The organism is Pseudomonas fjordensis (assembly GCF_976987115.1).
In genome coordinates this window covers 4,016,051-4,035,890 of sequence record NZ_OZ336860.1, presented here as the reverse complement: position 1 = coordinate 4,035,890, position 19,840 = coordinate 4,016,051, and the positions used below count along the sequence as shown (strand labels likewise).

At 60.7% G+C, this 19,840-nt stretch carries 15 protein-coding genes; 6 read left to right on the top strand and 9 right to left on the bottom strand.

The annotated features are described in order from the left end of the window. Positions 1-56: 56 nt before the first annotated feature. From ACWHXD_RS18150 to ACWHXD_RS18120, 7 genes are all read right to left on the bottom strand, one after another. Positions 57-806 carry a fimbrial biogenesis chaperone gene (locus ACWHXD_RS18150; RefSeq protein ID WP_138761682.1) on the bottom strand — a complete coding sequence of 250 codons (750 nt, stop codon included), beginning with the start codon at positions 804-806 and terminating at the stop codon, positions 57-59. Between the two features lie 72 nt (positions 807-878). Next, on the bottom strand, positions 879-1,469 hold the full coding sequence (locus tag ACWHXD_RS18145) for a fimbrial protein (RefSeq protein ID WP_032896599.1): 591 nt from the start codon (positions 1,467-1,469) through the stop codon (positions 879-881). Between the two features lie 108 nt (positions 1,470-1,577). Next, positions 1,578-2,225: a response regulator gene (locus ACWHXD_RS18140; RefSeq protein WP_032896601.1), complete on the bottom strand. Its 648-nt coding sequence runs from the start codon at positions 2,223-2,225 to the stop codon at positions 1,578-1,580. A 22-nt stretch (positions 2,226-2,247) separates the two neighbouring features. After that, on the bottom strand, positions 2,248-5,397 hold the full coding sequence (locus tag ACWHXD_RS18135; RefSeq protein ID WP_138761681.1) for a hybrid sensor histidine kinase/response regulator: 3,150 nt from the start codon (positions 5,395-5,397) through the stop codon (positions 2,248-2,250). 86 nt (positions 5,398-5,483) lie between these two features. Then, on the bottom strand, positions 5,484-6,671 hold the full coding sequence (gene pvrR, locus ACWHXD_RS18130; protein ID WP_138761680.1) for a response regulator cyclic di-GMP phosphodiesterase PvrR: 1,188 nt from the start codon (positions 6,669-6,671) through the stop codon (positions 5,484-5,486). After that, entirely contained in the window at positions 6,658-9,459 is a 2,802-nt protein-coding gene (locus tag ACWHXD_RS18125; RefSeq protein WP_138761679.1) for an ATP-binding protein, read from the bottom strand. Before ACWHXD_RS18125 ends, pvrR begins: the two co-directional genes overlap by 14 nt. Before the next feature lie 104 nt (positions 9,460-9,563). Continuing rightward, positions 9,564-9,950, bottom strand: a complete 387-nt coding sequence (locus ACWHXD_RS18120) for a hypothetical protein (protein ID WP_138761678.1) — start codon at positions 9,948-9,950, stop codon at positions 9,564-9,566. A gap of 385 nt (positions 9,951-10,335) precedes the next feature. On the opposite strand from ACWHXD_RS18120, the gene ACWHXD_RS18115 reads away from it, so the two are divergent. Genes ACWHXD_RS18115 through ACWHXD_RS18100 form a run of 4 tightly spaced genes read left to right on the top strand, consistent with a single transcriptional unit; the run spans position 10,336 to position 15,001 of the window. Continuing rightward, on the top strand, positions 10,336-10,809 hold the full coding sequence (locus tag ACWHXD_RS18115; RefSeq protein WP_014718945.1) for a MarR family winged helix-turn-helix transcriptional regulator: 474 nt from the start codon (positions 10,336-10,338) through the stop codon (positions 10,807-10,809). Next, positions 10,806-12,257, top strand: a complete 1,452-nt coding sequence (locus ACWHXD_RS18110; protein ID WP_138761677.1) for an efflux transporter outer membrane subunit — start codon at positions 10,806-10,808, stop codon at positions 12,255-12,257. The genes ACWHXD_RS18115 and ACWHXD_RS18110 overlap by 4 nt, the downstream gene beginning before the upstream one ends. Before the next feature lie 15 nt (positions 12,258-12,272). Further along, the gene (locus tag ACWHXD_RS18105; protein WP_138761676.1) at positions 12,273-13,472 is read left to right on the top strand and encodes an HlyD family secretion protein; all 1,200 of its coding nucleotides are present in this window, start codon (positions 12,273-12,275) and stop codon (positions 13,470-13,472) included. Further along, positions 13,472-15,001, top strand: coding sequence for a DHA2 family efflux MFS transporter permease subunit (locus ACWHXD_RS18100; RefSeq protein ID WP_003192178.1), 1,530 nt, complete (start codon positions 13,472-13,474; stop codon positions 14,999-15,001). Before ACWHXD_RS18105 ends, ACWHXD_RS18100 begins: the two co-directional genes overlap by 1 nt. A 151-nt stretch (positions 15,002-15,152) precedes the next feature. Here ACWHXD_RS18100 and lpxH read toward each other — a convergent pair whose 3' ends face one another. Both lpxH and ACWHXD_RS18090 read right to left on the bottom strand, forming a co-directional pair. Continuing rightward, positions 15,153-15,902 carry a UDP-2,3-diacylglucosamine diphosphatase gene (gene lpxH, locus ACWHXD_RS18095; protein WP_034133801.1) on the bottom strand — a complete coding sequence of 250 codons (750 nt, stop codon included), beginning with the start codon at positions 15,900-15,902 and terminating at the stop codon, positions 15,153-15,155. Beyond that, on the bottom strand, positions 15,899-16,405 hold the full coding sequence (locus tag ACWHXD_RS18090) for a peptidylprolyl isomerase (RefSeq protein ID WP_065877469.1): 507 nt from the start codon (positions 16,403-16,405) through the stop codon (positions 15,899-15,901). The genes lpxH and ACWHXD_RS18090 overlap by 4 nt, the downstream gene beginning before the upstream one ends. Before the next feature lie 237 nt (positions 16,406-16,642). Between ACWHXD_RS18090 and ACWHXD_RS18085 the strand changes: the two genes are divergently transcribed. Beyond that, on the top strand, positions 16,643-18,343 hold the full coding sequence (locus ACWHXD_RS18085; protein ID WP_003192174.1) for a glutamine--tRNA ligase/YqeY domain fusion protein: 1,701 nt from the start codon (positions 16,643-16,645) through the stop codon (positions 18,341-18,343). Positions 18,344-18,358: 15 nt separating this feature from the next. Then, entirely contained in the window at positions 18,359-19,741 is a 1,383-nt protein-coding gene (gene cysS, locus ACWHXD_RS18080; RefSeq protein WP_032896617.1) for a cysteine--tRNA ligase, read from the top strand. The last annotated feature ends 99 nt before the right edge of the window (positions 19,742-19,840 follow it).

Below are 19,840 nucleotides of genomic sequence, written 5' to 3'. Positions count from 1 at the left end.
ACTAACGGAGCGAAGATAAATACAGTGAAAGTGCGACCGCCGAACAAGCGGGCGTATTAAGGGGTGTCTTTAATTGCGCTGGCCTGCACATCGGCCGAGTTGGAAAGTTGCGCGCTATAACGGTCTTGCGCGCCGTAATCGTTAATGCTGCGAAATAACAAGTTGGGGGTCTGCCCCGGCGTGAAGTGTTTCAGGGCGAACTCTTTTTGCTCGCCGGGCGCAATCATCAATGAATCAAATGGTTGCTCGCGCAGTGCACCCGAGGTCAGGGTGATTTGGGCAATGGACACGTGATACAAACCAGGGTTGTTCACCACCAGCAGGCTTTTGCCGCCACGCTCAACCAGACGCCATTTCAATGTGGCGGGTGCCAGGTAAGCCTCGGCCTTGAGCCCGGCAGGGCGGAAGAACACCTTGATGCGCTGGCGTACCGCGAGCTGCAAGGTGTTCTGGGTCTTCGAAGCCTTGGGAATCTCCTGCACGTTGAGCCACATCACCGACTCGCGGTCGGTGGGCATGCCCGTGCCCTCATAGATCACCCGCAACAGTTGCTGTTCGTCGTTGCTCACCCGCACCAAGGGCGGGGTGACGGCAAAGGGTACCGAGGTGGCCTCGCTGCTGTCGGCGTCGATCCAGGACTGGATCAGCACGTCTTCACCGCTGTTACGCACGGTGATGCCGGCTTCCTTATGCTTGCCGTCGAACACCAGGCGCGTGCTGCTCAACGAGATACCGGCCGTGGCCTGGCTGGCCACCAGCAGGCCCAGCAGGCCCATGCAGAAGGACAATGACTGACGATAAAACATGATGACTACCGCGCAAATGAATGAAGGTGCAGGACCGATTGGCCCTGCACGGACCCGTAATGCTCGTGCGGGTTATTCGTATTGCAGGGTGAACGGCAGGGTCGCGTCGCCACGACCGGCTACAGCCAGTTTCGGATCGGTACCGGTGGTGACATAGGCGGCCGAGAATTTCAGCGAGGCGTTGCTGTCCTGCAGGTTGCTTTCGATTTTCGCGGTGGCGGGTGAACTCAGGTCGATCAAGGCGCCATTGCTGTCCAGCAAGGCAATACCGATATTCTTGGCGGCGCCCAGGCCATCGATGACTTTCAACACGCCAGTGCCAGTCACAAGGCCGCTGCCTTTGCCAGAAGTCGGTTGGAAGAGCATGGCCACCTTGGTACCGGCGTTGCAGTTGACCTTCATCTCGAAGTTCTCGGCGCTCAGCGTGCCGCTACCTTTTGGCGCGGTGGAGGTGCCCATGTCCTTGATCGACACTTCACCCATGTTCACCGAAATGGTCTTGTTGGTGCCGGCGCCTTCAACGGAGCAGGCATCGTTGTTGATGGTGCCGGTGAAGTTGATGGTGCCGCTGCCGGCCTTGGTCGGAACAGGGTCGGCTGCCAGGACATTGCCTGCTGCGGCGAAAATCGACAGGGCCAGAAGTGCTCGAGAGAACGTTTTCATGTTGCTTATCCATAATTGGGGTTGAAGCAACACAATAAAGCGTCAGCACTTAGTGGAGAATCAGACGATCCTTAGAAAATAGAAAGTACAATTGTGCCCGAAGTGTTTTTAGTTGAACAAGTTGCGCTCTATGCAATAAGTCAACAGGTCTTGATCACTGCTTACTTCAAGCTTTCGCATCGCCGACACCTTTTGGGTACTGATAGTCTTTGCACTTCTGTTCAACCCGCGCGCAATCTCGTTGACACTTTGTCCCGAAACAAACAACCGCAAAATTTCATGCTCCTTGGGAGACAACCGCGTGAAGCGTTCATCCAGACCCGCACCGTCATCCACGACTGAGATCGGCTGTGGCCAGTTATGGCGAACCGGGTTGCCACGGGCAATAGCTTGGAGCGCGGCCTGGATTTCGTCATGCAGCTGGTTCTTCTGAATCACGGCCAACACCCCGAGCTCTTGCAGGCGCGTCAGGATCAATGGGTTGGAAATCATCGTCAGCACCACCACCCGTATGCTGGGAAAGTGTCGAGTCAGGTACTCCACCAACTTGAGGCCATCACCATAGGGCGAATCGCCGGGCATGTTGAAGTCGGTGACCACCAGGTCCACCGGACCGGACGCCAGCAAGTTGACCAGTTCATTGGAACACACGGCCTCGCCCACCACGCGAAAGCGTGGGTCACGCTCGATCAGTTCGCGCACCCCGACCAGTACGATGGGGTGATCATCGGCAATGACAACGTTGAGGGTATCCATGGGTTGATATTCCAAAGTGAAATTATTCAAGGGTATCGAGCAAAGCGTTCAATCGTGCGAGGTTCTGTTGCACGTCCAGCGCGAGGGCGGGCGTGATGGCCATTCCGGTCAGGCGACATTCCAGTTCGACAAACGCGCTGGCCATCGCCTGAAGCTGTACCGAGCCCACGGCCCCGGCCATGCTGTGCAGTTGCTGCGCCACGGCATTGGCATCACCGCTTCCTAAGGCCGCCAAGGTGGTCTGCACATCCTGGCGCAGGGTGGTGACAAACAGCGCGCGCATTTTTGGTGACAGCGTGGGGTGTTCGACCACTGGCGGCAGGACGATCTGGCAATGTTTCTCCAGTTCGGCGCGCAAGGTCGCCAGGTTCAGCGGCTTGACCAGCCACGCCTGCATGCCGACAGCGGCGCAGCGTTCGCCTTCCTCGCGAAGGGCGTTGGCGGTGATGCCGATGATCGGCAGCGTTTTATCCTGCTGGCGCAGCGCTTCGGCCAACTGGTAGCCGTTCATGAGTGGCATATTCACATCGGTCAACACCAAGTCGTAACGCCCGGGCAGCCACTGCGCCAGGGCTTGTTCGCCATTCGCCGCCACCACCACCGAGCAACCCAGCGCTTCGAGTTGTTCCTTGATCACCGCCGAGTTGATCACATTGTCTTCGGCCACCAATACGCGCAGGTTCAACTGACGGGGTTTTGCCGGGCGCGTGGGTGGGCTGTGCGCGTCGGCATCGTGGTGTGCCAGGACAATTGCGTTGGCAATCGCGCGCACATCGTGGGCATCGACGGCCCAGGCCGAACCTGACAATTGTGGCGGGTTGGGCCCGCCGGGTGTCGCGATGACGTGAGGCCCGAGCCAGGCGGGGGGATTGGCGAGTGGCGCAAGGTCAACCAGCAGCGCCGAGGGCGGCGGCACGTCAGCGGTGACAGCGCGGCTGTCCAGGCCAAACCGCGCCAGCCAGTCGATCAGGTGTTGCGCCAGTTCAGCTACCGGCGCACGTACATACACCGCCGGGGTGCCGGGTGCGAAGGTGGGGCAATCGGCCAGGCTGCCGAGCACAGTTTTCAGGGCCAGGTGCAGGGTAAAGCTGCTGCCCAATCCGGGCTCGCTGACCACCCTCAACTGGCCTTGCATCAGCTCGCACAACCATTTGCAGATGGCCAGGCCCAATCCCGCACCTGCTTGGCTGGTGGCATCGTTGACCTGGTAGAAAGGGTCGAACAAGCGCTGTTGCTGGGCCTGGGAAATTCCCACGCCGGTGTCGCTGACTTGCCACTGCACCTGCGCGTTTTCCAACACCCGCACCCGTAGCACCACTCGACCGTTATCGGTGAACTTGATTGCATTGCTCAACAGGTTATTGAGGATCTGGCGAATGCGCAGCGGGTCGCCGCGCAGCCTGTCCGGCAAGGTTGCGTCGATGCAGGCGTACAGTTGCAAGCCCCTGGCCTGGGCGAAGGCGCTGTAGGTACGCACGCTGTCTTCGGTCAGCTCCAGCGGGCAGAAGTCCTGGTGTTCCAGGATCATTTGCCCGGCTTCGATCTTCGACACGTCCAGCACGTCGCTGATCAACTGGAACAAGGTGGCGGACGAGCGCTGGATAGTGTGCAGGTAATCCTGCTGGCGTGGGGCGAGGGCGGTCAGGCCGAGCAGTTCCAGGGTGCCCAGCACGCCATACAGCGGTGTGCGGATCTCATGGCTCATGGTCGCGAGGAAGCGGCTCTTGGCCTGGTTGGCCGAGTCGGCGGCTTCGCGGGCAGATTCCAGGGCGGCGGCATCTTCGATGTGCCGGGTTACGTCATGCAGCGCGCATAGCCAGGCATCCTGACCCTGGTAGCGCGTAGGCACGAAATCGACGTGCAGGTGACGCCCGTTGATTTCAAGATCGGTCTGCCCGGCCTCGCTGTGCAACTTGAGCAGGCTTATCAATCGTTGGCTGTCATGCCAGGCTTGAGCGCGCTGATTTTGCAGAAGCACTTGGTGATCACTGCGGCGGATCACACACAGGCCGGCGGGTGCCGTGTCGATCACCGTGCGGCTGAACGCCTCGCTTTCAGCGGTGCTGGCATGGGCGCGTTGCGCGGGCAGGATCACCCGTGCGGTGTACCAGCGATTGGCTGCCCGACTGCAGCCGAGCACTGCCAGCACCAGCGCAACCAGGCACAGCAACGGCCACAGCGCGTACTTGAGAAAGCGGTGCAGGCTAATGACGTAGATAGCCGTCCAGTGTTGTTCGCCAGGACTGGTGAGCTTGAACACCAGCCCGTCGGGGCTGAAGTTCAAGCCCTTGGCCAGCATTTGTCCGTCTTTCAGAGTGCCTGTTAACACTTGGCCTGCGGGAGTGACCAGGGTGAAGTCATCGTAGATCGACCATTGCAGCAACCGCTCGATGTTATTGATCTGCGCCAGGTTCAACAGCGAGCCCAGCACCACCCGAGTACTGGCCCCCGCGATGGTTGAAAACTCGCCAGGCAGATTGATCTCCACGTAAGCCAGCAGTCTCGGTGCAACGTCACCGGGGGCCGCCGGGTAGGGCGCCCAATGCACCTGATTGTCCCTCTGCGAGGTTTTTTTTGTTTCCAGGCGCTGATTCAGTTGGGTCATCACCTCGACCAACGCGTTCACCCGTGTCGGTCCTGCCCCGCGCAGTCGGCCGGCTGAGGGCACCGTCACGTCAAAATTGCCAGGGCCATTGAGCAGCATCACTTGGGGCGACTGATAGTGCGAAGTTGCCCAGAACGCACTGTAATAGGCGGCCAGATAGGTGCCCAGAGCAAAGATGTTGGGGGATTGATCGGCGGTGATCTTGTCCGGATTGATCTTCAAGCTATACGGTAAGGAGAATGGCAGGGCGCGACCTTCATACACGTTCGGCCCCTCTTCGGGCAGTGGTCTTTGCATAGGGGGCGGCAGGGAAGTCGAGGGCTTGATCTCACCTTTGACGCTTTCCAGTGCCGCATTGCGCAGAAAAACCTCGTGCTCGTGGATATTTTCCATCAAGCGGGCGAAGTGGAAGTCCAAGGTATCGCGCTGTTCATCAAGCATGCGCAGCACACCCAGGTAGCTGATGCCCAGCAACAGCGGCACCAGGGCGCCGAGCACCAGCAGGCCTTTATTCAGGCGCGAGGAACTGCTGGCGAGTTTTTCCAGGAAGGCGTTGGGCGGGTGCATTACTGCGCCTGGACGAAGGTGAGGGAGCTGCTTGTGAACACAATGACCTCTATAGCAAGCGACGTTCGGCCACACGCTTGCGCGGATCAATACACGTTCGCCGGCCCGTCATGGGTCAGCAATTGCTGGAACTGATCCGAAGACACGGCGTGGGAAATCAGGAAGCCTTGTACCTGAGTGCAGTCGATCTTACGCAACAGTGCAAGTTCTTGCGCGGTTTCTACGCCTTCGGCCACTACCGTCAGGCCCAATTGGCGGCCCAGGCTGACAATGCTGGTCAGCGCCTGGGCCAGTTCTTCGTTGGCGTTGCAGCCCTGCACCAGCGCTCGGTCGATTTTCAACTCGGTGAAGGGCGCGGACACCAGGTTCATGTACGAGCTGTAGCCCTTGCCAAAATCATCCTGGGACAGGCCGAAACCCTTGATCCGCAATCGGCAGGCGCCGGCGTAGAAGTTGCTGATGTCATCCGGGACCGAGCATTCCATCAACTCAAAGCAGATGCGCGCGGGCAAACCTTGGTGTGCCAGTACGAAAGCGAGGATGCGGTCGGGCAGGTCGTGGCTGTTGAGCAGGTGAGTGGGCAGGTTGATCGACACGGGAATGTCATAGCCGTGTTGGCGCCACTGGGCCTGGGCCACCATCGCCTGTTCCAGCACCCGCCACAACAGGTGTTCTTCGAGGCCGAAGGCAATCAACGCCGGCAGGAACGCGCCGGGCAGCAAGGTGCCGTGGTCGGGGTGAATCCAGCGCACCAGAGCTTCGGCGGCGACGATGCGGCCGTTGTCCAGGGCCTTCTTGGGTTGGAACCAGGCTTGCAGTTCGTGATTGTCCAGGGCATTGACCAGGCTCTGGCGGTCGATGCCGGGTTGGGTTTCGGCGAGCGGGGTGTGGCGCAGCCCCTGCAGTTGATCAATCAGGCAGCGCAGGGCGGCGGCATTGACCGGCTTGGAAATCAGCCCTACGACCTTCACTTGCAGGTTGCTCGCCACCAGGCTGGCGCCCATCAGCATACGGCGCGACGCCGCGCTCATGATCGCCAGTGCCGGTCGCGAGGTTTGCGCGGCCAGGCCCTGGATAAATTGCACACCGTCCATGCCGGGCATCAGCAGATCCGTCAGCACCAGGTCGAAGTCGCGGCTTTTCAGGCAGGCCAGGGCGGCTTCACCGTCCTTGGCAAACACCAGGTCAAACTCACCCAAGGTGCTGAACAGGTTCTGCAAGTACAGGTGCTGGAAGGGGTGATCTTCGACAATCAGAATGCTACAGGGCTTCATGGGCGGCTCGTTCATAGGGAGCCAGGGCGGTGAACAAGGCTCGCAGCGTAAAAGGTTTGATCAGGCAGTGGTTCATGCCAGCGGCCAGGCACAGTGCGTCTTCACCGAGCAGGGCGTTGGCGGTCGCACCGATGATGGGGGTTGTACAACCCAGCTCGCGCAGGGCCTTGGCCAGGTCGTAGCCATTGAGCTTGGGCATATTGACGTCGGTGAGCACAATGTCGAAGCCGCCGTCGTGCCAGAGCGACAAGGCTTCTTCACCATCTCGGGTCAAGGTCACGCTGCACCCAAGCTCTTCGAGCTGGTCGCGCAGGATCAGTTGGTTGATGACGTTGTCTTCTGCCACCAGGATATGCAGGCCCAGCGGGCTCAGCTCGCGCGGTTCGCAGGTTGGTTGGGGCAGGGCTGGTCGGCCGCCCTGGGCATGGCGCACCGCTTGCTGGATCGCCTTCAGGTCATTGAGGTTGACACTCCAGCCATCGCCGCGAAATTGCGGCTCGTAGGCACCGTCGCAACGGGCGATGACCCTTGGCCCCTGCCAGGGCAGGCGTGGGCGGGAGTCCGGCGGATCGGGGTACAGCTCAAGCAACACGCCAGCGGCGTCCGACTCCATCCCCACCGGCACGCCGATTTGCGGCCGGGCGCCCCAGAGGCGCAGCCAACCGCTGATGTTTTGCGCCAGTTCATGCACGGGCGAGACCACGTATACCCTCTCCGCCGTCAGTGTCTGTGGCATGGCCGACAGCAGCCTGGATGAACGTTGTTCCAACGGCGCCGCCAGGGAAAAACTGCTGCCCAGGCCCGGTTCGCTGACCATGCGCAGGGTGCCATTCATCAAGTGGGTCAGGCGCAGGCAAATGGGCAGGCCCAGGCCGGTTCCGGCCATCACATTGTTGTTGCCTGTGGTCTGGTAGAACGGTTCGAAAATAAACGCCTGGTCTTGATGGGCTATCCCCTTGCCGGTGTCCGAGACCTGCCATTGCAGACACACCCGCTCGCCTTCGCGGCTGAGCACCTGGACCCGCAACACCACGCGCCCGGCGTCGGTGAACTTGACGGCATTGCTCAGCAGGTTGTTGAGGATCTGCCGCAGTCGGCTGATATCCCCCAGCAACGGCTCCGGCAGTTGCGGGTCGAGGCAGGCGTACAGTTGCAAGCCTTTGCTCTGCGCTGCGGCGCCGTAGCCCTGCACCACCTCTTGCACCAGGGCCTGCACAGAGAATTCGCTCAGTTCCAAGGCCAGTTGCCCGGCCTCGATTTTCGACACGTCCAGCACATCGCAGATCAACTGCAGCAAGGTGGCGGAAGAACCCTCAATGGTGCGCAGGTAGCTTTTCTGCTGGGCATCTAGATGCGTGCGACCGAGCAACTCCAGGGTTCCAAGCACGCCGTACAGCGGCGTGCGGATTTCGTGGCTCATGGTGGCCAGGAACAGGGTCTTGGCTTCGTTGGCGGCGTCCGCAGATTGGCGCGCCTGTTGCAACGCTGCTTCGATCTGAGTGCGCGCACTGATGTCGCTGAACGCACATAACAGCACATCTTCACCTTTGTAACGGGTGGGGGCGCAGCTCAGGTATAAGTGACGGCCGTCGGCGGTCTCGAAGTAATCCGTGAGGCAGGGCGCCGTGGGGTCGAAGGCATTGCGTATCCAGCCCGGGCCCAATTGCTCGCCGCACTCACCCAGCCATTGTCGGGCTAGGGTGTTATCCAGCACCACCTGGCCATCGGTGCGGCGCAATACGCACAGCGCCACGGGCGCAGTCTGGATCACGTCGCGGCTGAACAGCTCACTTTCCACCAGCGCCTGGAGACGGTGCAGCGCCGGAGTAATGAAGCGGTGCTCCAGGCGGCGGGTCAGCAGGCACACCAGGCTGATACTCAGCAGGCAGAACGCCAGCGCGCCGAAGATTTGCGGCCATAGCGCCTGCACCACGGCGAGCAAATCAATGGAGTAGGTGAGTTGCCAATCCGAGGACTTCAACTGCTTGCGCAACACCAACTGTTCGGGAAACCAGCCAGCGCCGACAAACCCGAAGAAGTCCTGTTGCCGCAGCAGTGGCAAGTTCTGCCCAGGCGGAGGTGTATGGCTATTGCTGAACAGCGCCATGCCCTCGGCGTTGAACATCGTGAACTCGCCGGCACTGTGGTCGTTCAAGGCACTGGAGACTTCGTGGTCGTCCATTTCCAGGCCGAGCCAGCCGGAGTTCACGTCCCGCTCGTCCAGGCGAATAAAGATATACAACCGTGAATGCCCATTGGACGCATGGGTCAGCCATAACTCTTGAAGAGTTTTCGACGTCTTGAGGGCGGTCAGTTGATTGAGCATGCCCTGGGAAAACACGGTGGTGACCGGTGCGGTGCTGTACAGCCGCAGCACACAGCCCTCGGTGTCGACATACAGCAGGTTGAGCTGCTTGGCCTTCAGGTAGTCACGCATGCGCTGGGTCAGCCAGATGCTCCATTGCTGGCCCGGTGTTTGCCCCAGCAACAGGCGGATCTCCTCATCGGATACCGGCGCGTTCAGTTCGGTTTTACGCGTGGCTGATAAGCTCAGACTCTCCAACAGCGCTTCACGGGTGGTGAAAAAGGTATGCGCTTCAGCTATGGCGCTGCTCATGTAGCTGCGCCGCTGGGAGATTTCATTGTTGAAGGTAAACAGCAAAAAGCTGTACACGCCACCGAGAATCCCTACCAGCAGTACCAGCGCAAAAACGCGCAACAGCCGGCGCGCGGCGTTGGGGTTGGAAAGGACCGGGCTGATCTGGTGGAGGTAGTTCTTTAATCTCATCCCGGCACTTTAGGGAAGGCCAGGTGTAGGGAAAATCAGACGATCCTTAGATTGTTACAGCTAGTTCACGATGAAGGTCACATCCGTGTTGGCGCTGCCCGCCTTCAGGGTGCCGGTGGGCAAGCGGTAATACGCCGCCGACAGGGGGATCTGGAAATGGGTGCCAGTGGGGCTGAAGGCATTGAACGGGTAGGTGGTGTCCAGTGCGCTGTGCTGCTCCGGCTTTTTTCGAAGTCCTTAAGCTGATAGTCGTCGCCCATGGCGACCGGGACGGCGGGTGTCTGGCAGGAGGCTTTATTGACTACGATCGGGTTGCTCAGGTTGAATATTTTCAGTATCAGGTAATCGTTGCTCAGGGTGGCCAGGTTGCCTTCATCAATCTTGGCTTTTTCCGCCAGTGGGCCGGTCTTCAAGATTTCCAGCCTCACCCCCGCCGCTGCCGATGGCATAGGTTCTGTCCGCAGATGGGATGGGTTGATATCCTGGTTCATAGCGATCTGTACCCGTCATCCAGATACGGAAGGAAAGCCCAGATTTGCCAAGCGGGAAAGTCGTCTGCTTGGCGAACGTGTCGCCCGGGACGGGATTGATCAAAATGCCATACCTCGAGTTATCCCTGCAGTACCAGATGTGACCGGTGCTTTGCAGTGTCTCGGTAGACGCGCTTTTAAGTACTTCATGGGCAGGGCTATACGAGTTGTTCAAGAATCCCCTACCTTAACTAGCACAGATACCGTAGCCCATCAGGCAATCCTTAGACCTCACTGCTCATCCCTCAACTACCAAGCAATCTAATTATTCCATTTGACATTCGCTGCCTAAGCAGTAACATCTCGTCACACATTCACTGCCTAGGCAGTAATAAGGTGACTTTCGATGCCTCACTTCACCCCTGACAACTTCCACAACTGCCATCTCGGCCTGTTGCTGGGCCGCGCCGCGATTCTCAAGGACCGCATCATCGACACCCATATGGAACCCCACGGCATCACCGCCGCGCAGTTCAAGGTGTTGATCATCATGGCCCAGTTCGGCGTCGATACCCCGGCGGAGCTGTGCCGCAACCTGTCCCTGGACAGCGGTTCGATGACGCGCATGCTCGACCGGCTGGAGCAAAAAGACCTGCTCAGCCGCAAGCGTTCCGAGCTGGACCGGCGCCAGGTGCAGTTGGTGCTGACCGCCGAGGGCCAGCGCCTGGCGGACATGCTGCCGCACATTGGCGCCAAGGCGCTCAACCAGTTGGCCGGCGTGCTTGAGCCGGGCGAGCTGGAAACCCTGGAGCGGATCCTGAAGAAAATGCTGATCGCTGCGGGTGACCCCATCACGATCCAGCGGGTAGGTCGATCATGAACACACGCGCACTCAGCCTGGTGCTGGCGGCGATGACGTTGGCCGGTTGCGCCAATTACAGCGGCCTCGACACCCAGGGCCATCGCCTCGACGCCAATACTCTGCACACCGGCAAATCCCTCAGCGGCGTGACGCTGTCGAGCGCCGCCTGGCCGGCCGCTGACTGGTGGAAAAGCCTGGGCGACCCACAGCTTGACGGCCTGATCCAGGAAGCTCTGCAGAACAGCCCCGACATGCAAGTGGCCGATGCCCGCGCCCACCAAGCCGAAGCCGCCGCCTATGCCGCCAACGCGGCGCGCATGCCGACCCTGGATGCCAGCGCCGGCGTGAGCCGTTCGCGCCTGGCCAAGGACCAGGACCCACGCGGGCAGGGCGATGCCTATTCGACGGTGCGTAACATCGGCGCCAGCTTCAACTACAACTTCGACCTCTGGGGCGGCCAGCGCGCCGCCTGGGAAGCCGCGTTGGGCGAGGCCCGTGCTGCCGAAGTCGACCAGCAGGCCGCGCGCCTGACCCTGGCCGCCAACGTGGCCAAGGCCTACAGCGACCTGGGCCAGGCCCATATCGTGCGTGACCTGGCCGTCGATGACCTCAAGCGCACCCGCCAGATGCTCGACCTGAGCAAGCGCCGCCTGAGTTCCGGTATCGACAGCGAATACCAGTACCAGCAGACCGAGAGCCTGGAAGCCAGCTCTCAGTCGCAACTGATTGACGCGGAAAAACAACTGCAAAGCGCCAAGATCGCGCTCGCGGTATTGCTGGGTAAAGGCCCGGACCGCGGTGACGAGTTGGCTCGCCCAGCGGTGCTCAAACCCAGCGCCGTGGCCGTGCCGGCGGTGTTGCCTGCCGAGCTGCTCGGCCGTCGCCCGGACCTGGTCGCCGCACGCTGGCGCGTAGAGGCCGCGAGCAAGAACATCGATGCCAGCAAGACCCGCTTCTACCCCAACCTCAACCTGAGCGCGAGCGCAGGTGCCGAGTCGTTGCTGGGCGATGCGATGTTCGGTTCGGCCAGCCGCTTTTTCAATATCGCGCCGACGATCTCATTGCCGATTTTTGACGGCGGTCGCCTGCGCGCCGACCTCGATGCCCGCGACGCTGACTACGACCTGGCCGTGGCCCAGTACAACAAAACCCTGGTGCAAGCCTTGGGTGATATCGGCTCCACCCTCTCGCAACTGCGCGACACCGGGCGGCAGATCCAGGCCCAGCAACACGCCGCCGATATCGCGCAGCAGTCCTACGACACCGGGGTGCAACGCTACAGCTCAGGCATCGGTAACTACCTGGATGTGCTCAGCATCGAGCAGCAATTGCTGCAGGCCCAGCGTCAGCTGGCCACCCTGAATGCGGCGCAGATCGACCTGTCGATTCAATTGATGCAGGCCCTGGGTGGCGGGTATCACGCCAACAGCGTGGCCGCGACCACCCCAGCTACACGCACGGAATAATTTGAGGTATTTGTCATGGCCACTGCCGACAGCAACAACGCAACCGAACAACCCAAAGACACCAACCCGCGCAAACGCAAAGTGATGCTGATCGGCCTGGCGCTGATCGTCATTCTGAGTGTGGTGGGCGTGTGGGCCTGGTATGAATTCTACGGGCGTTTCAATGAAAGCACCGATGACGCCTATGTGAACGGCAACGTGGTGGAAATCACCCCGCTGGTCACCGGCACCGTGGTCAGCATTGGCGCCGACGATGGCGACCTGGTCCACGAAGGCCAGGTGCTGATTAACTTCGACCCCAACGACGCCGCCGTCGGCCTGCAAAGTGCCCAGGCCAACCTGGCCCGCACCGTACGCCAAGTGCGCGGTTTGTACAGCAACGTCGATGGTATGAAAGCCCAGGTCAATGCGCAGAAAGCCGATGTGCAAACCGCCCAGGACAACTACAACCGCCGTAAGACCCTGGCCCAGGGTGGCGCGATTTCCCAGGAAGAACTGTCCCACGCCCGCGACAGCCTGACCGCCGCCAAGAACGCCTTGACCAACCTTGAGCAACAACTCAAAACCACCAATGCCCTGGTGGATGACACAGTGATTTCGTCCCACCCCGACGTGCAAGCCGCCGCCGCGCAACTGCGCCAGGCGTACCTGACCAATGCGCGCAGCACCTTGATCGCACCGGTTACCGGCTATGTGGCCAAGCGCACCGTGCAACTGGGCCAGCGCGTGCAACCGGGCACCGCGCTGATGGCGGTGATCCCGCTGGACCAGCTGTGGATCGATGCCAACTTCAAGGAAACCCAACTGCGGGATATGCGCATCGGCCAGCCGGTGGATATCGAGTCGGACATCTACGGCAGCGACGTGAAGTACAGCGGCACCGTCGACAGCCTCGGCGCCGGCACCGGCAGCGCGTTCGCCTTGCTGCCTGCACAGAACGCCACCGGCAACTGGATCAAGATCGTGCAACGGGTGCCGGTGCGCATCCATATCAACGCTGAAGAGTTGTCCAAGCACCCGCTGCGCGTGGGCTTGAGCACCGTGGTCAACGTCGACCTGCACGACCAGAGCGGCCCGGTGCTGGCGCAACAGGCGCCGCAAAAAGCCTCGTTCACCACCAGCGTGTATGACCGCCAATTGGCCGAAGCCGATGCCATGATCAACCAGTTGATCCATGACAACAGCGTCGCCGCTCCCAAGGCTGCGCAACGCTGATGAGCAATAACGCCTCGTTCACGCCACCCAGCCTGTTGATGGCCACCATTGGCCTGTCGCTGGCGACCTTTATGCAGGTGCTCGACACCACCATCGCCAACGTGGCGTTGCCGACCATCTCCGGCAACCTGGGGGTGAGTTCGGAGCAGGGCACCTGGGTGATCACCTCGTTTGCGGTGAGCAACGCCATCGCCTTGCCGCTCACCGGTTGGTTGAGCCGGCGCTTTGGCGAGGTGAAGCTGTTTTTGTGGGCGACCCTGCTGTTTGTGCTGGCGTCGTTCTTGTGCGGTATTTCCACCTCGATGCCTGAGCTGATCGGCTTTCGGGTCCTGCAAGGCTTGGTCGCCGGGCCGTTGTACCCGATGACGCAGACGCTGTTGATTGCGGTCTATCCACCCGCCAAGCGCGGCATGGCCCTGGCGTTATTGGCGATGGTCACGGTGGTAGCGCCGATTGCCGGGCCCATCCTCGGTGGTTGGATCACCGACAGCTACAGCTGGCCGTGGATCTTTTTCATCAACGTGCCCATCGGGATTTTTGCGGTGATGGTGGTGCGTGCGCAGCTGAAGAAACGCCCGGTGGTCACCAGCTATCAGCCGATGGACTACGTCGGGCTGCTGAGCCTGATCGTCGGTGTGGGGGCCTTGCAGATCATCCTCGACAAGGGCAATGACCTGGACTGGTTCGAGTCCAACTTCATCATCATCGGCGCGGCCATTTCGGTGATTGCCCTGGCGGTGTTCGTGATCTGGGAGATGACCGACAAGCACCCGGTGGTCAACCTGCGGCTGTTCGCACACCGTAACTTCCGGATCGGCACCATTGTGTTGATCCTCGGTTATGCGGGCTTTTTCGGCATCAACCTGATCCTGCCGCAATGGCTGCAAACCCAGATGGGCTACACCGCCACCTGGGCCGGGCTGGCGGTGGCGCCCATCGGCATTTTGCCGGTGTTGATGTCGCCGTTCGTGGGCAAGTACGCGCACAAGTTCGACCTGCGCCTGCTGGCGGGCCTGGCGTTCCTCGCGATTGGCTTGAGCTGCTTCATGCGCGCCGGTTTCACCAACGAAGTGGACTTCACCCACATCGCCATGGTGCAACTGTTCATGGGCATCGGCGTGGCGCTGTTCTTCATGCCGACCTTGAGCATCCTGATGTCCGACCTGCCGCCGCACCAGATTGCCGATGGCGCTGGGCTGGCGACCTTCCTGCGTACCTTGGGCGGCAGCTTTGCGGCCTCGCTGACCACCTGGATCTGGATCCGCCGGGCCGACCAGCACCATGCCTATATGAGCGAGAACATGACCGTCTACGACTCGACCACCCGCGATGCGTTGCAGGCGCTGGGTGGGGCAGGGCAGAAGGCCTATACCCAACTGGACCAGATTCTCACCAGCCAGGCGTACATGATGTCCACCGTGGATTACTTCACGTTGCTGGGGTGGATGTTCATGGGCTTGATGTTGCTGGTGTGGCTGGCCAAGCCGCCGTTTACGGCGAAGGCCGGGCCTGCGGCTTCAGGGCACTGACTTGAGGTTGTACTCAGTCAAGAATGTGGGAGCGGGCTTGCTCGCGAATGCGGTGTATCAGTCACAGCCATATCGACTGACACTCAGCATTCGCGAGCAAGCCCGCTCCCACAGTTGGATCTCTGTTCACATTGACCGGTGTTGTGCTTGATCAGGCTCCAGGCAGCGCCAACTGCGGGTTGACGAAGTCAAACGCCGCCAGCTGAAACCCTTGCTCATCCACCTGCAACGCCCAGCCTTGCTTGTCCCAGTCCCCCAGCACAATGCGCTTGGCCGCCTGGTCGCCGATCTGCAACTTATGGATGGCGGGGCGGTGGGTATGGCCGTGGACCAGGGTGCGCACGCCAAACTGCTGCATCACCCGGGGCACTTCTTCAGGCGTGACATCGACAATGTCATTGGCCTTCATGCGCACCTGGGCGCTGCTCTCACTGCGCAACTTGCGCGCCAGTTTGTGGCGGGTGCCCAAGGGCAGGTGGCGCAGGATAAACAGCACAATCGGGTTGCGCAGGATGCGCCGCAGCTTCATATAGCCGAGGTCGCGGGTGCAGAGGCTGTCGCCGTGCATCAACAGCACAGGCTCGCCATACAACTGCACGACCGTCGGGTCCTTGAGCAAGGTGGCGCCTGCCGCTTTGCAGAACGCCTTGCCGATCAGGAAATCGCGGTTGCCGTGCATGATAAAAATCGGGGTGCCGCTGTCGCTCAGCTCGCGTAGAGCCGCGCAGATGGAACGCTGGAAGGGGGTCATGCCATCGTCGCCAATCCAGGCTTCGAAGAAGTCCCCCAGAATGTACAACGCCTGGGCGCCACGGGCGCGGCCGTGGAGCAGATCCAGAAACGCCCGGGTGATGTCCGGGCGCTCCTCTTCCAGATGCAAGTCTGAAATCAGCAATATCACGCTTCGATGATCTCGGCTTTCTCGACGATCACGTCTTCGGCTGGAACGTCCTGGTGACCGGCCTTGGAGGTGGTCGATACGCCTTTGATCTTGTCGACAACGTCGGTGCCTGCGGTGACTTTACCGAACACTGCGTAGCCCCAACCCTGCACGTTCTTGCCGCTGTGGTTCAGGAAGGCGTTGTCGGCGACGTTGATGAAGAACTGCGCGGAGGCCGAATGCGGCTCCATGGTACGGGCCATGGCGACGGTGTACTTGTCGTTGGAAAGGCCGTTGTCTGCTTCGTTCTGGATGCTTGGACGCTTGTCTTTCTTTTCTTTCATGCCAGGCTCGAAACCGCCGCCCTGGATCATGAAGTTGCCGATGACACGGTGGAAAACGGTGTTTTCGTAGTGGCCGGCTTTGACGTATTCGATGAAGTTGGCGACGGTGATCGGCGCTTTCTCGGCGTTCAGCTCGATGACGATGTCACCGTGGTTGGTGGTCAGTTTGACTTGAGTCATGTTCGCTACTCTTTTCAGGGAATTCGTGGGTGTGGGCGCCTGGGCACCTTACCTGTCTGGCTAAACGACGGCCAAGGCGCGCAGTTTAGCCTGCCCTGCGGGAATTTCGAGGTGGTTTTTTACCGCCCGGGCAATTAATTGGCCGCGCTCTGTATGTGTCTTGACTGCTTCGGCTATTATGAGCCCTTTGTTTTATCTGGCCCCACCTGGCCACGCACCTGTCTGTTCAAGGATCCTATGAGCAAGCCCACTGTCGACCCTACCTCGAATACCAAGGCCGGACCTGCCGTCCCGGTCAATTTCCTGCGCCCGATCATCCAGGCGGACCTGGATTCGGGCAAGCACACGCAGATCGTCACCCGTTTCCCGCCTGAGCCCAACGGCTACCTGCACATCGGCCACGCCAAGTCGATCTGTGTGAACTTCGGCCTGGCCCAGGAGTTCGGTGGCGTCACGCACCTGCGTTTCGACGACACCAACCCGGCCAAGGAAGACCAGGAATACATCGACGCCATCGAAAGCGACATCAAGTGGCTGGGCTTTGAATGGTCCGGTGAAGTGCGCTATGCCTCCAAGTATTTCGACCAGTTGTTCGACTGGGCTGTCGAGCTGATCAAGGCCGGCAAGGCCTATGTGGACGACCTGACCCCGGAGCAGGCCAAGGAGTACCGTGGCACCCTGACCGAGCCGGGCAAGAACAGCCCGTTCCGCGACCGTTCGGTGGAAGAGAACCTGGACTGGTTCAACCGTATGCGTGCCGGCGAATTCCCGGACGGCGCTCGCGTGCTGCGCGCCAAGATCGACATGGCCTCGCCGAACATGAACCTGCGCGACCCGATCATGTACCGCATCCGCCATGCCCACCACCACCAGACCGGTGACAAGTGGTGCATCTACCCCAACTACGACTTTACCCACGGTCAGTCGGACGCCATCGAAGGCATCACCCACTCCATCTGCACCCTGGAGTTCGAGAGCCATCGCCCGCTGTACGAGTGGTTCCTGGACAGCCTGCCGGTGCCGGCGCACCCGCGTCAGTACGAGTTCAGCCGCCTGAACCTGAACTACACCATCACCAGCAAGCGCAAGCTCAAGCAACTGGTCGATGAAAAACACGTGCATGGCTGGGATGACCCGCGCATGTCCACGCTGTCGGGCTTCCGCCGCCGTGGCTACACCCCGGCGTCGATCCGCAACTTCTGCGACATGGTCGGCACCAACCGTTCCGACGGTGTGGTCGATTTCGGCATGCTGGAATTCAGCATCCGCCAGGACCTGGATGCCAACGCGCCGCGCGCCATGTGCGTGCTGCGTCCGTTGAAGGTCGTGATCACCAACTACCCGGAAGGCCAGGTCGAGAACCTCGAACTGCCGCGTCACCCGCAGAAAGAAGAGCTGGGCGTGCGCAAATTGCCGTTCGCCCGCGAAATCTACATCGACCGTGACGACTTCATGGAAGAGCCGCCAAAAGGCTACAAGCGCCTGGAGCCGAACGGCGAAGTGCGCCTGCGCGGCAGCTACGTGATCCGTGCGGACGAAGCGATCAAGGACGCCGATGGCAACATCGTCGAGCTGCGTTGCTCGTACGACCCGGACACCCTGGGCAAGAACCCTGAAGGCCGCAAGGTCAAGGGCGTGGTCCACTGGGTACCGGCCGCTGCCAGCATCGAGTGCGAAGTGCGCCTGTACGATCGTCTGTTCCGCTCGCCGAACCCTGAGAAGGCAGAAGACAGCGCCAGTTTCCTCGACAACATCAACCCTGACTCTCTGCAAGTACTCACTGGTTGTCGTGCCGAGCCATCGCTTGGCGACGCACAGCCGGAAGACCGTTTCCAGTTCGAGCGCGAAGGCTACTTCTGCGCGGATATCAAGGACTCGAAACCTGGTGCTCCGGTATTCAACCGTACCGTGACCTTGCGAGATTCGTGGGGCCAGTGATTTAAGGGAAACATCGTGCTAACGATTTACAACACGCTCAGCAAGACCAAAGAAGTCTTCAAGCCGCTGGATGGCAACAAGGTGCGCATGTACGTGTGCGGTATGACCGTGTACGACTACTGCCACATCGGCCACGGCCGTAGCATGGTTGCCTTCGACCTGGTGACCCGCTGGTTGCGTTTCAGCGGCTATGACTTGACGTACGTGCGCAACATCACCGACATCGACGACAAGATCATCAACCGTGCCAACGAGAACGGCGAGTCGTTTGACGCGCTGACCGAGCGCATGATCGCCGCCATGCACGAGGACGAGGCGCGCCTCAACATCCTCAAGCCGGACATGGAACCGCGTGCCACGGACCACATTCCTGGCATGCACGCGATGATCCAGACCTTGATCGACAAGGGCTACGCCTACGCCCCAGGCAATGGCGATGTGTACTACCGCGTCGCCAAATTCATGGGCTACGGCAAGCTGTCGCGCAAGAAGATCGAAGACCTGCGCATCGGCGCGCGTATCGAAGTTGACGAAGCCAAGCAGGATCCGCTCGACTTCGTGCTGTGGAAAGCCACCAAGCCGGGCGAGCCGAGCTGGGAGTCGCCCTGGGGCGCCGGGCGTCCGGGTTGGCACATCGAATGCTCGGTGATGTCCACCTGCTGCCTGGGCGAGACCTTCGACATTCATGGCGGCGGCAGCGACCTGGAGTTCCCGCACCACGAAAACGAAATCGCCCAGAGCGAAGCCGCCACTGGCAAGACCTACGCCAATGCCTGGATGCACTGCGGCATGATCCGCATCAATGGCGAGAAGATGTCCAAGTCCTTGAACAACTTCTTCACCATCCGCGACGTGCTGGAAAAGTACCACCCGGAAGTGGTGCGCTACCTGCTGGTGTCCAGCCACTACCGCAGCGCCATCAACTACTCCGAAGACAACCTCAAGGACGCCAAGGGTGCCCTGGAGCGTTTCTACCACGCGTTGAAAGGCCTGCCCGCGGTTGCACCGGCTGGCGGCGAAGCCTTCGTGGCACGCTTCACCGAAGTGATGAATGACGACTTCGGCACCCCGGAAGCCTGCGCCGTACTGTTTGAAATGGTGCGCGAGATCAACCGCTTGCGCGAGACCGATATCGACGCAGCGGCGGGCCTGGCGGCGCGCCTGAAAGAGCTGGCCAGCGTGTTGGGCGTGTTGCAGATGGAGGCCGATGACTTCCTGCAAGCGGGCGCTGAAGGGCGTGTGGATGCCGCGCAAGTGGATGCGTTGATCCAGGCGCGTTTGGCTGCTCGGGCTAACAAGGACTGGGCGGAATCCGACCGTATCCGCGACCAACTGACCGCGATGGGTGTGGTGTTGGAAGACGGTAAGGGTGGGACGACGTGGCGGTTGGCTGACTGATCGTTGAAAGCTGCACGCTGAATGAAAAACGCCCCGACTGGTTCGGGGCGTTTTTTTGCACACTGTTTAACGTTTCATTCGATCCACTGTGGGAGCTGG

Coding starts and splice junctions, on each gene's coding strand:
- ACWHXD_RS18150 (WP_138761682.1), bottom strand. CDS start 806: ATGTTTTATCGTCAGTCATTGTCCTTCTGCATGGGCCTGCTGGGCCTG.
- ACWHXD_RS18145 (WP_032896599.1), bottom strand. CDS start 1,469: ATGAAAACGTTCTCTCGAGCACTTCTGGCCCTGTCGATTTTCGCCGCA.
- ACWHXD_RS18140 (WP_032896601.1), bottom strand. CDS start 2,225: ATGGATACCCTCAACGTTGTCATTGCCGATGATCACCCCATCGTACTG.
- ACWHXD_RS18135 (WP_138761681.1), bottom strand. CDS start 5,397: ATGCACCCGCCCAACGCCTTCCTGGAAAAACTCGCCAGCAGTTCCTCG.
- pvrR (WP_138761680.1), bottom strand. CDS start 6,671: ATGAAGCCCTGTAGCATTCTGATTGTCGAAGATCACCCCTTCCAGCAC.
- ACWHXD_RS18125 (WP_138761679.1), bottom strand. CDS start 9,459: ATGAGATTAAAGAACTACCTCCACCAGATCAGCCCGGTCCTTTCCAAC.
- ACWHXD_RS18120 (WP_138761678.1), bottom strand. CDS start 9,950: ATGAACCAGGATATCAACCCATCCCATCTGCGGACAGAACCTATGCCA.
- ACWHXD_RS18115 (WP_014718945.1), top strand. CDS start 10,336: ATGCCTCACTTCACCCCTGACAACTTCCACAACTGCCATCTCGGCCTG.
- ACWHXD_RS18110 (WP_138761677.1), top strand. CDS start 10,806: ATGAACACACGCGCACTCAGCCTGGTGCTGGCGGCGATGACGTTGGCC.
- ACWHXD_RS18105 (WP_138761676.1), top strand. CDS start 12,273: ATGGCCACTGCCGACAGCAACAACGCAACCGAACAACCCAAAGACACC.
- ACWHXD_RS18100 (WP_003192178.1), top strand. CDS start 13,472: ATGAGCAATAACGCCTCGTTCACGCCACCCAGCCTGTTGATGGCCACC.
- ACWHXD_RS18090 (WP_065877469.1), bottom strand. CDS start 16,405: ATGACTCAAGTCAAACTGACCACCAACCACGGTGACATCGTCATCGAG.
- ACWHXD_RS18085 (WP_003192174.1), top strand. CDS start 16,643: ATGAGCAAGCCCACTGTCGACCCTACCTCGAATACCAAGGCCGGACCT.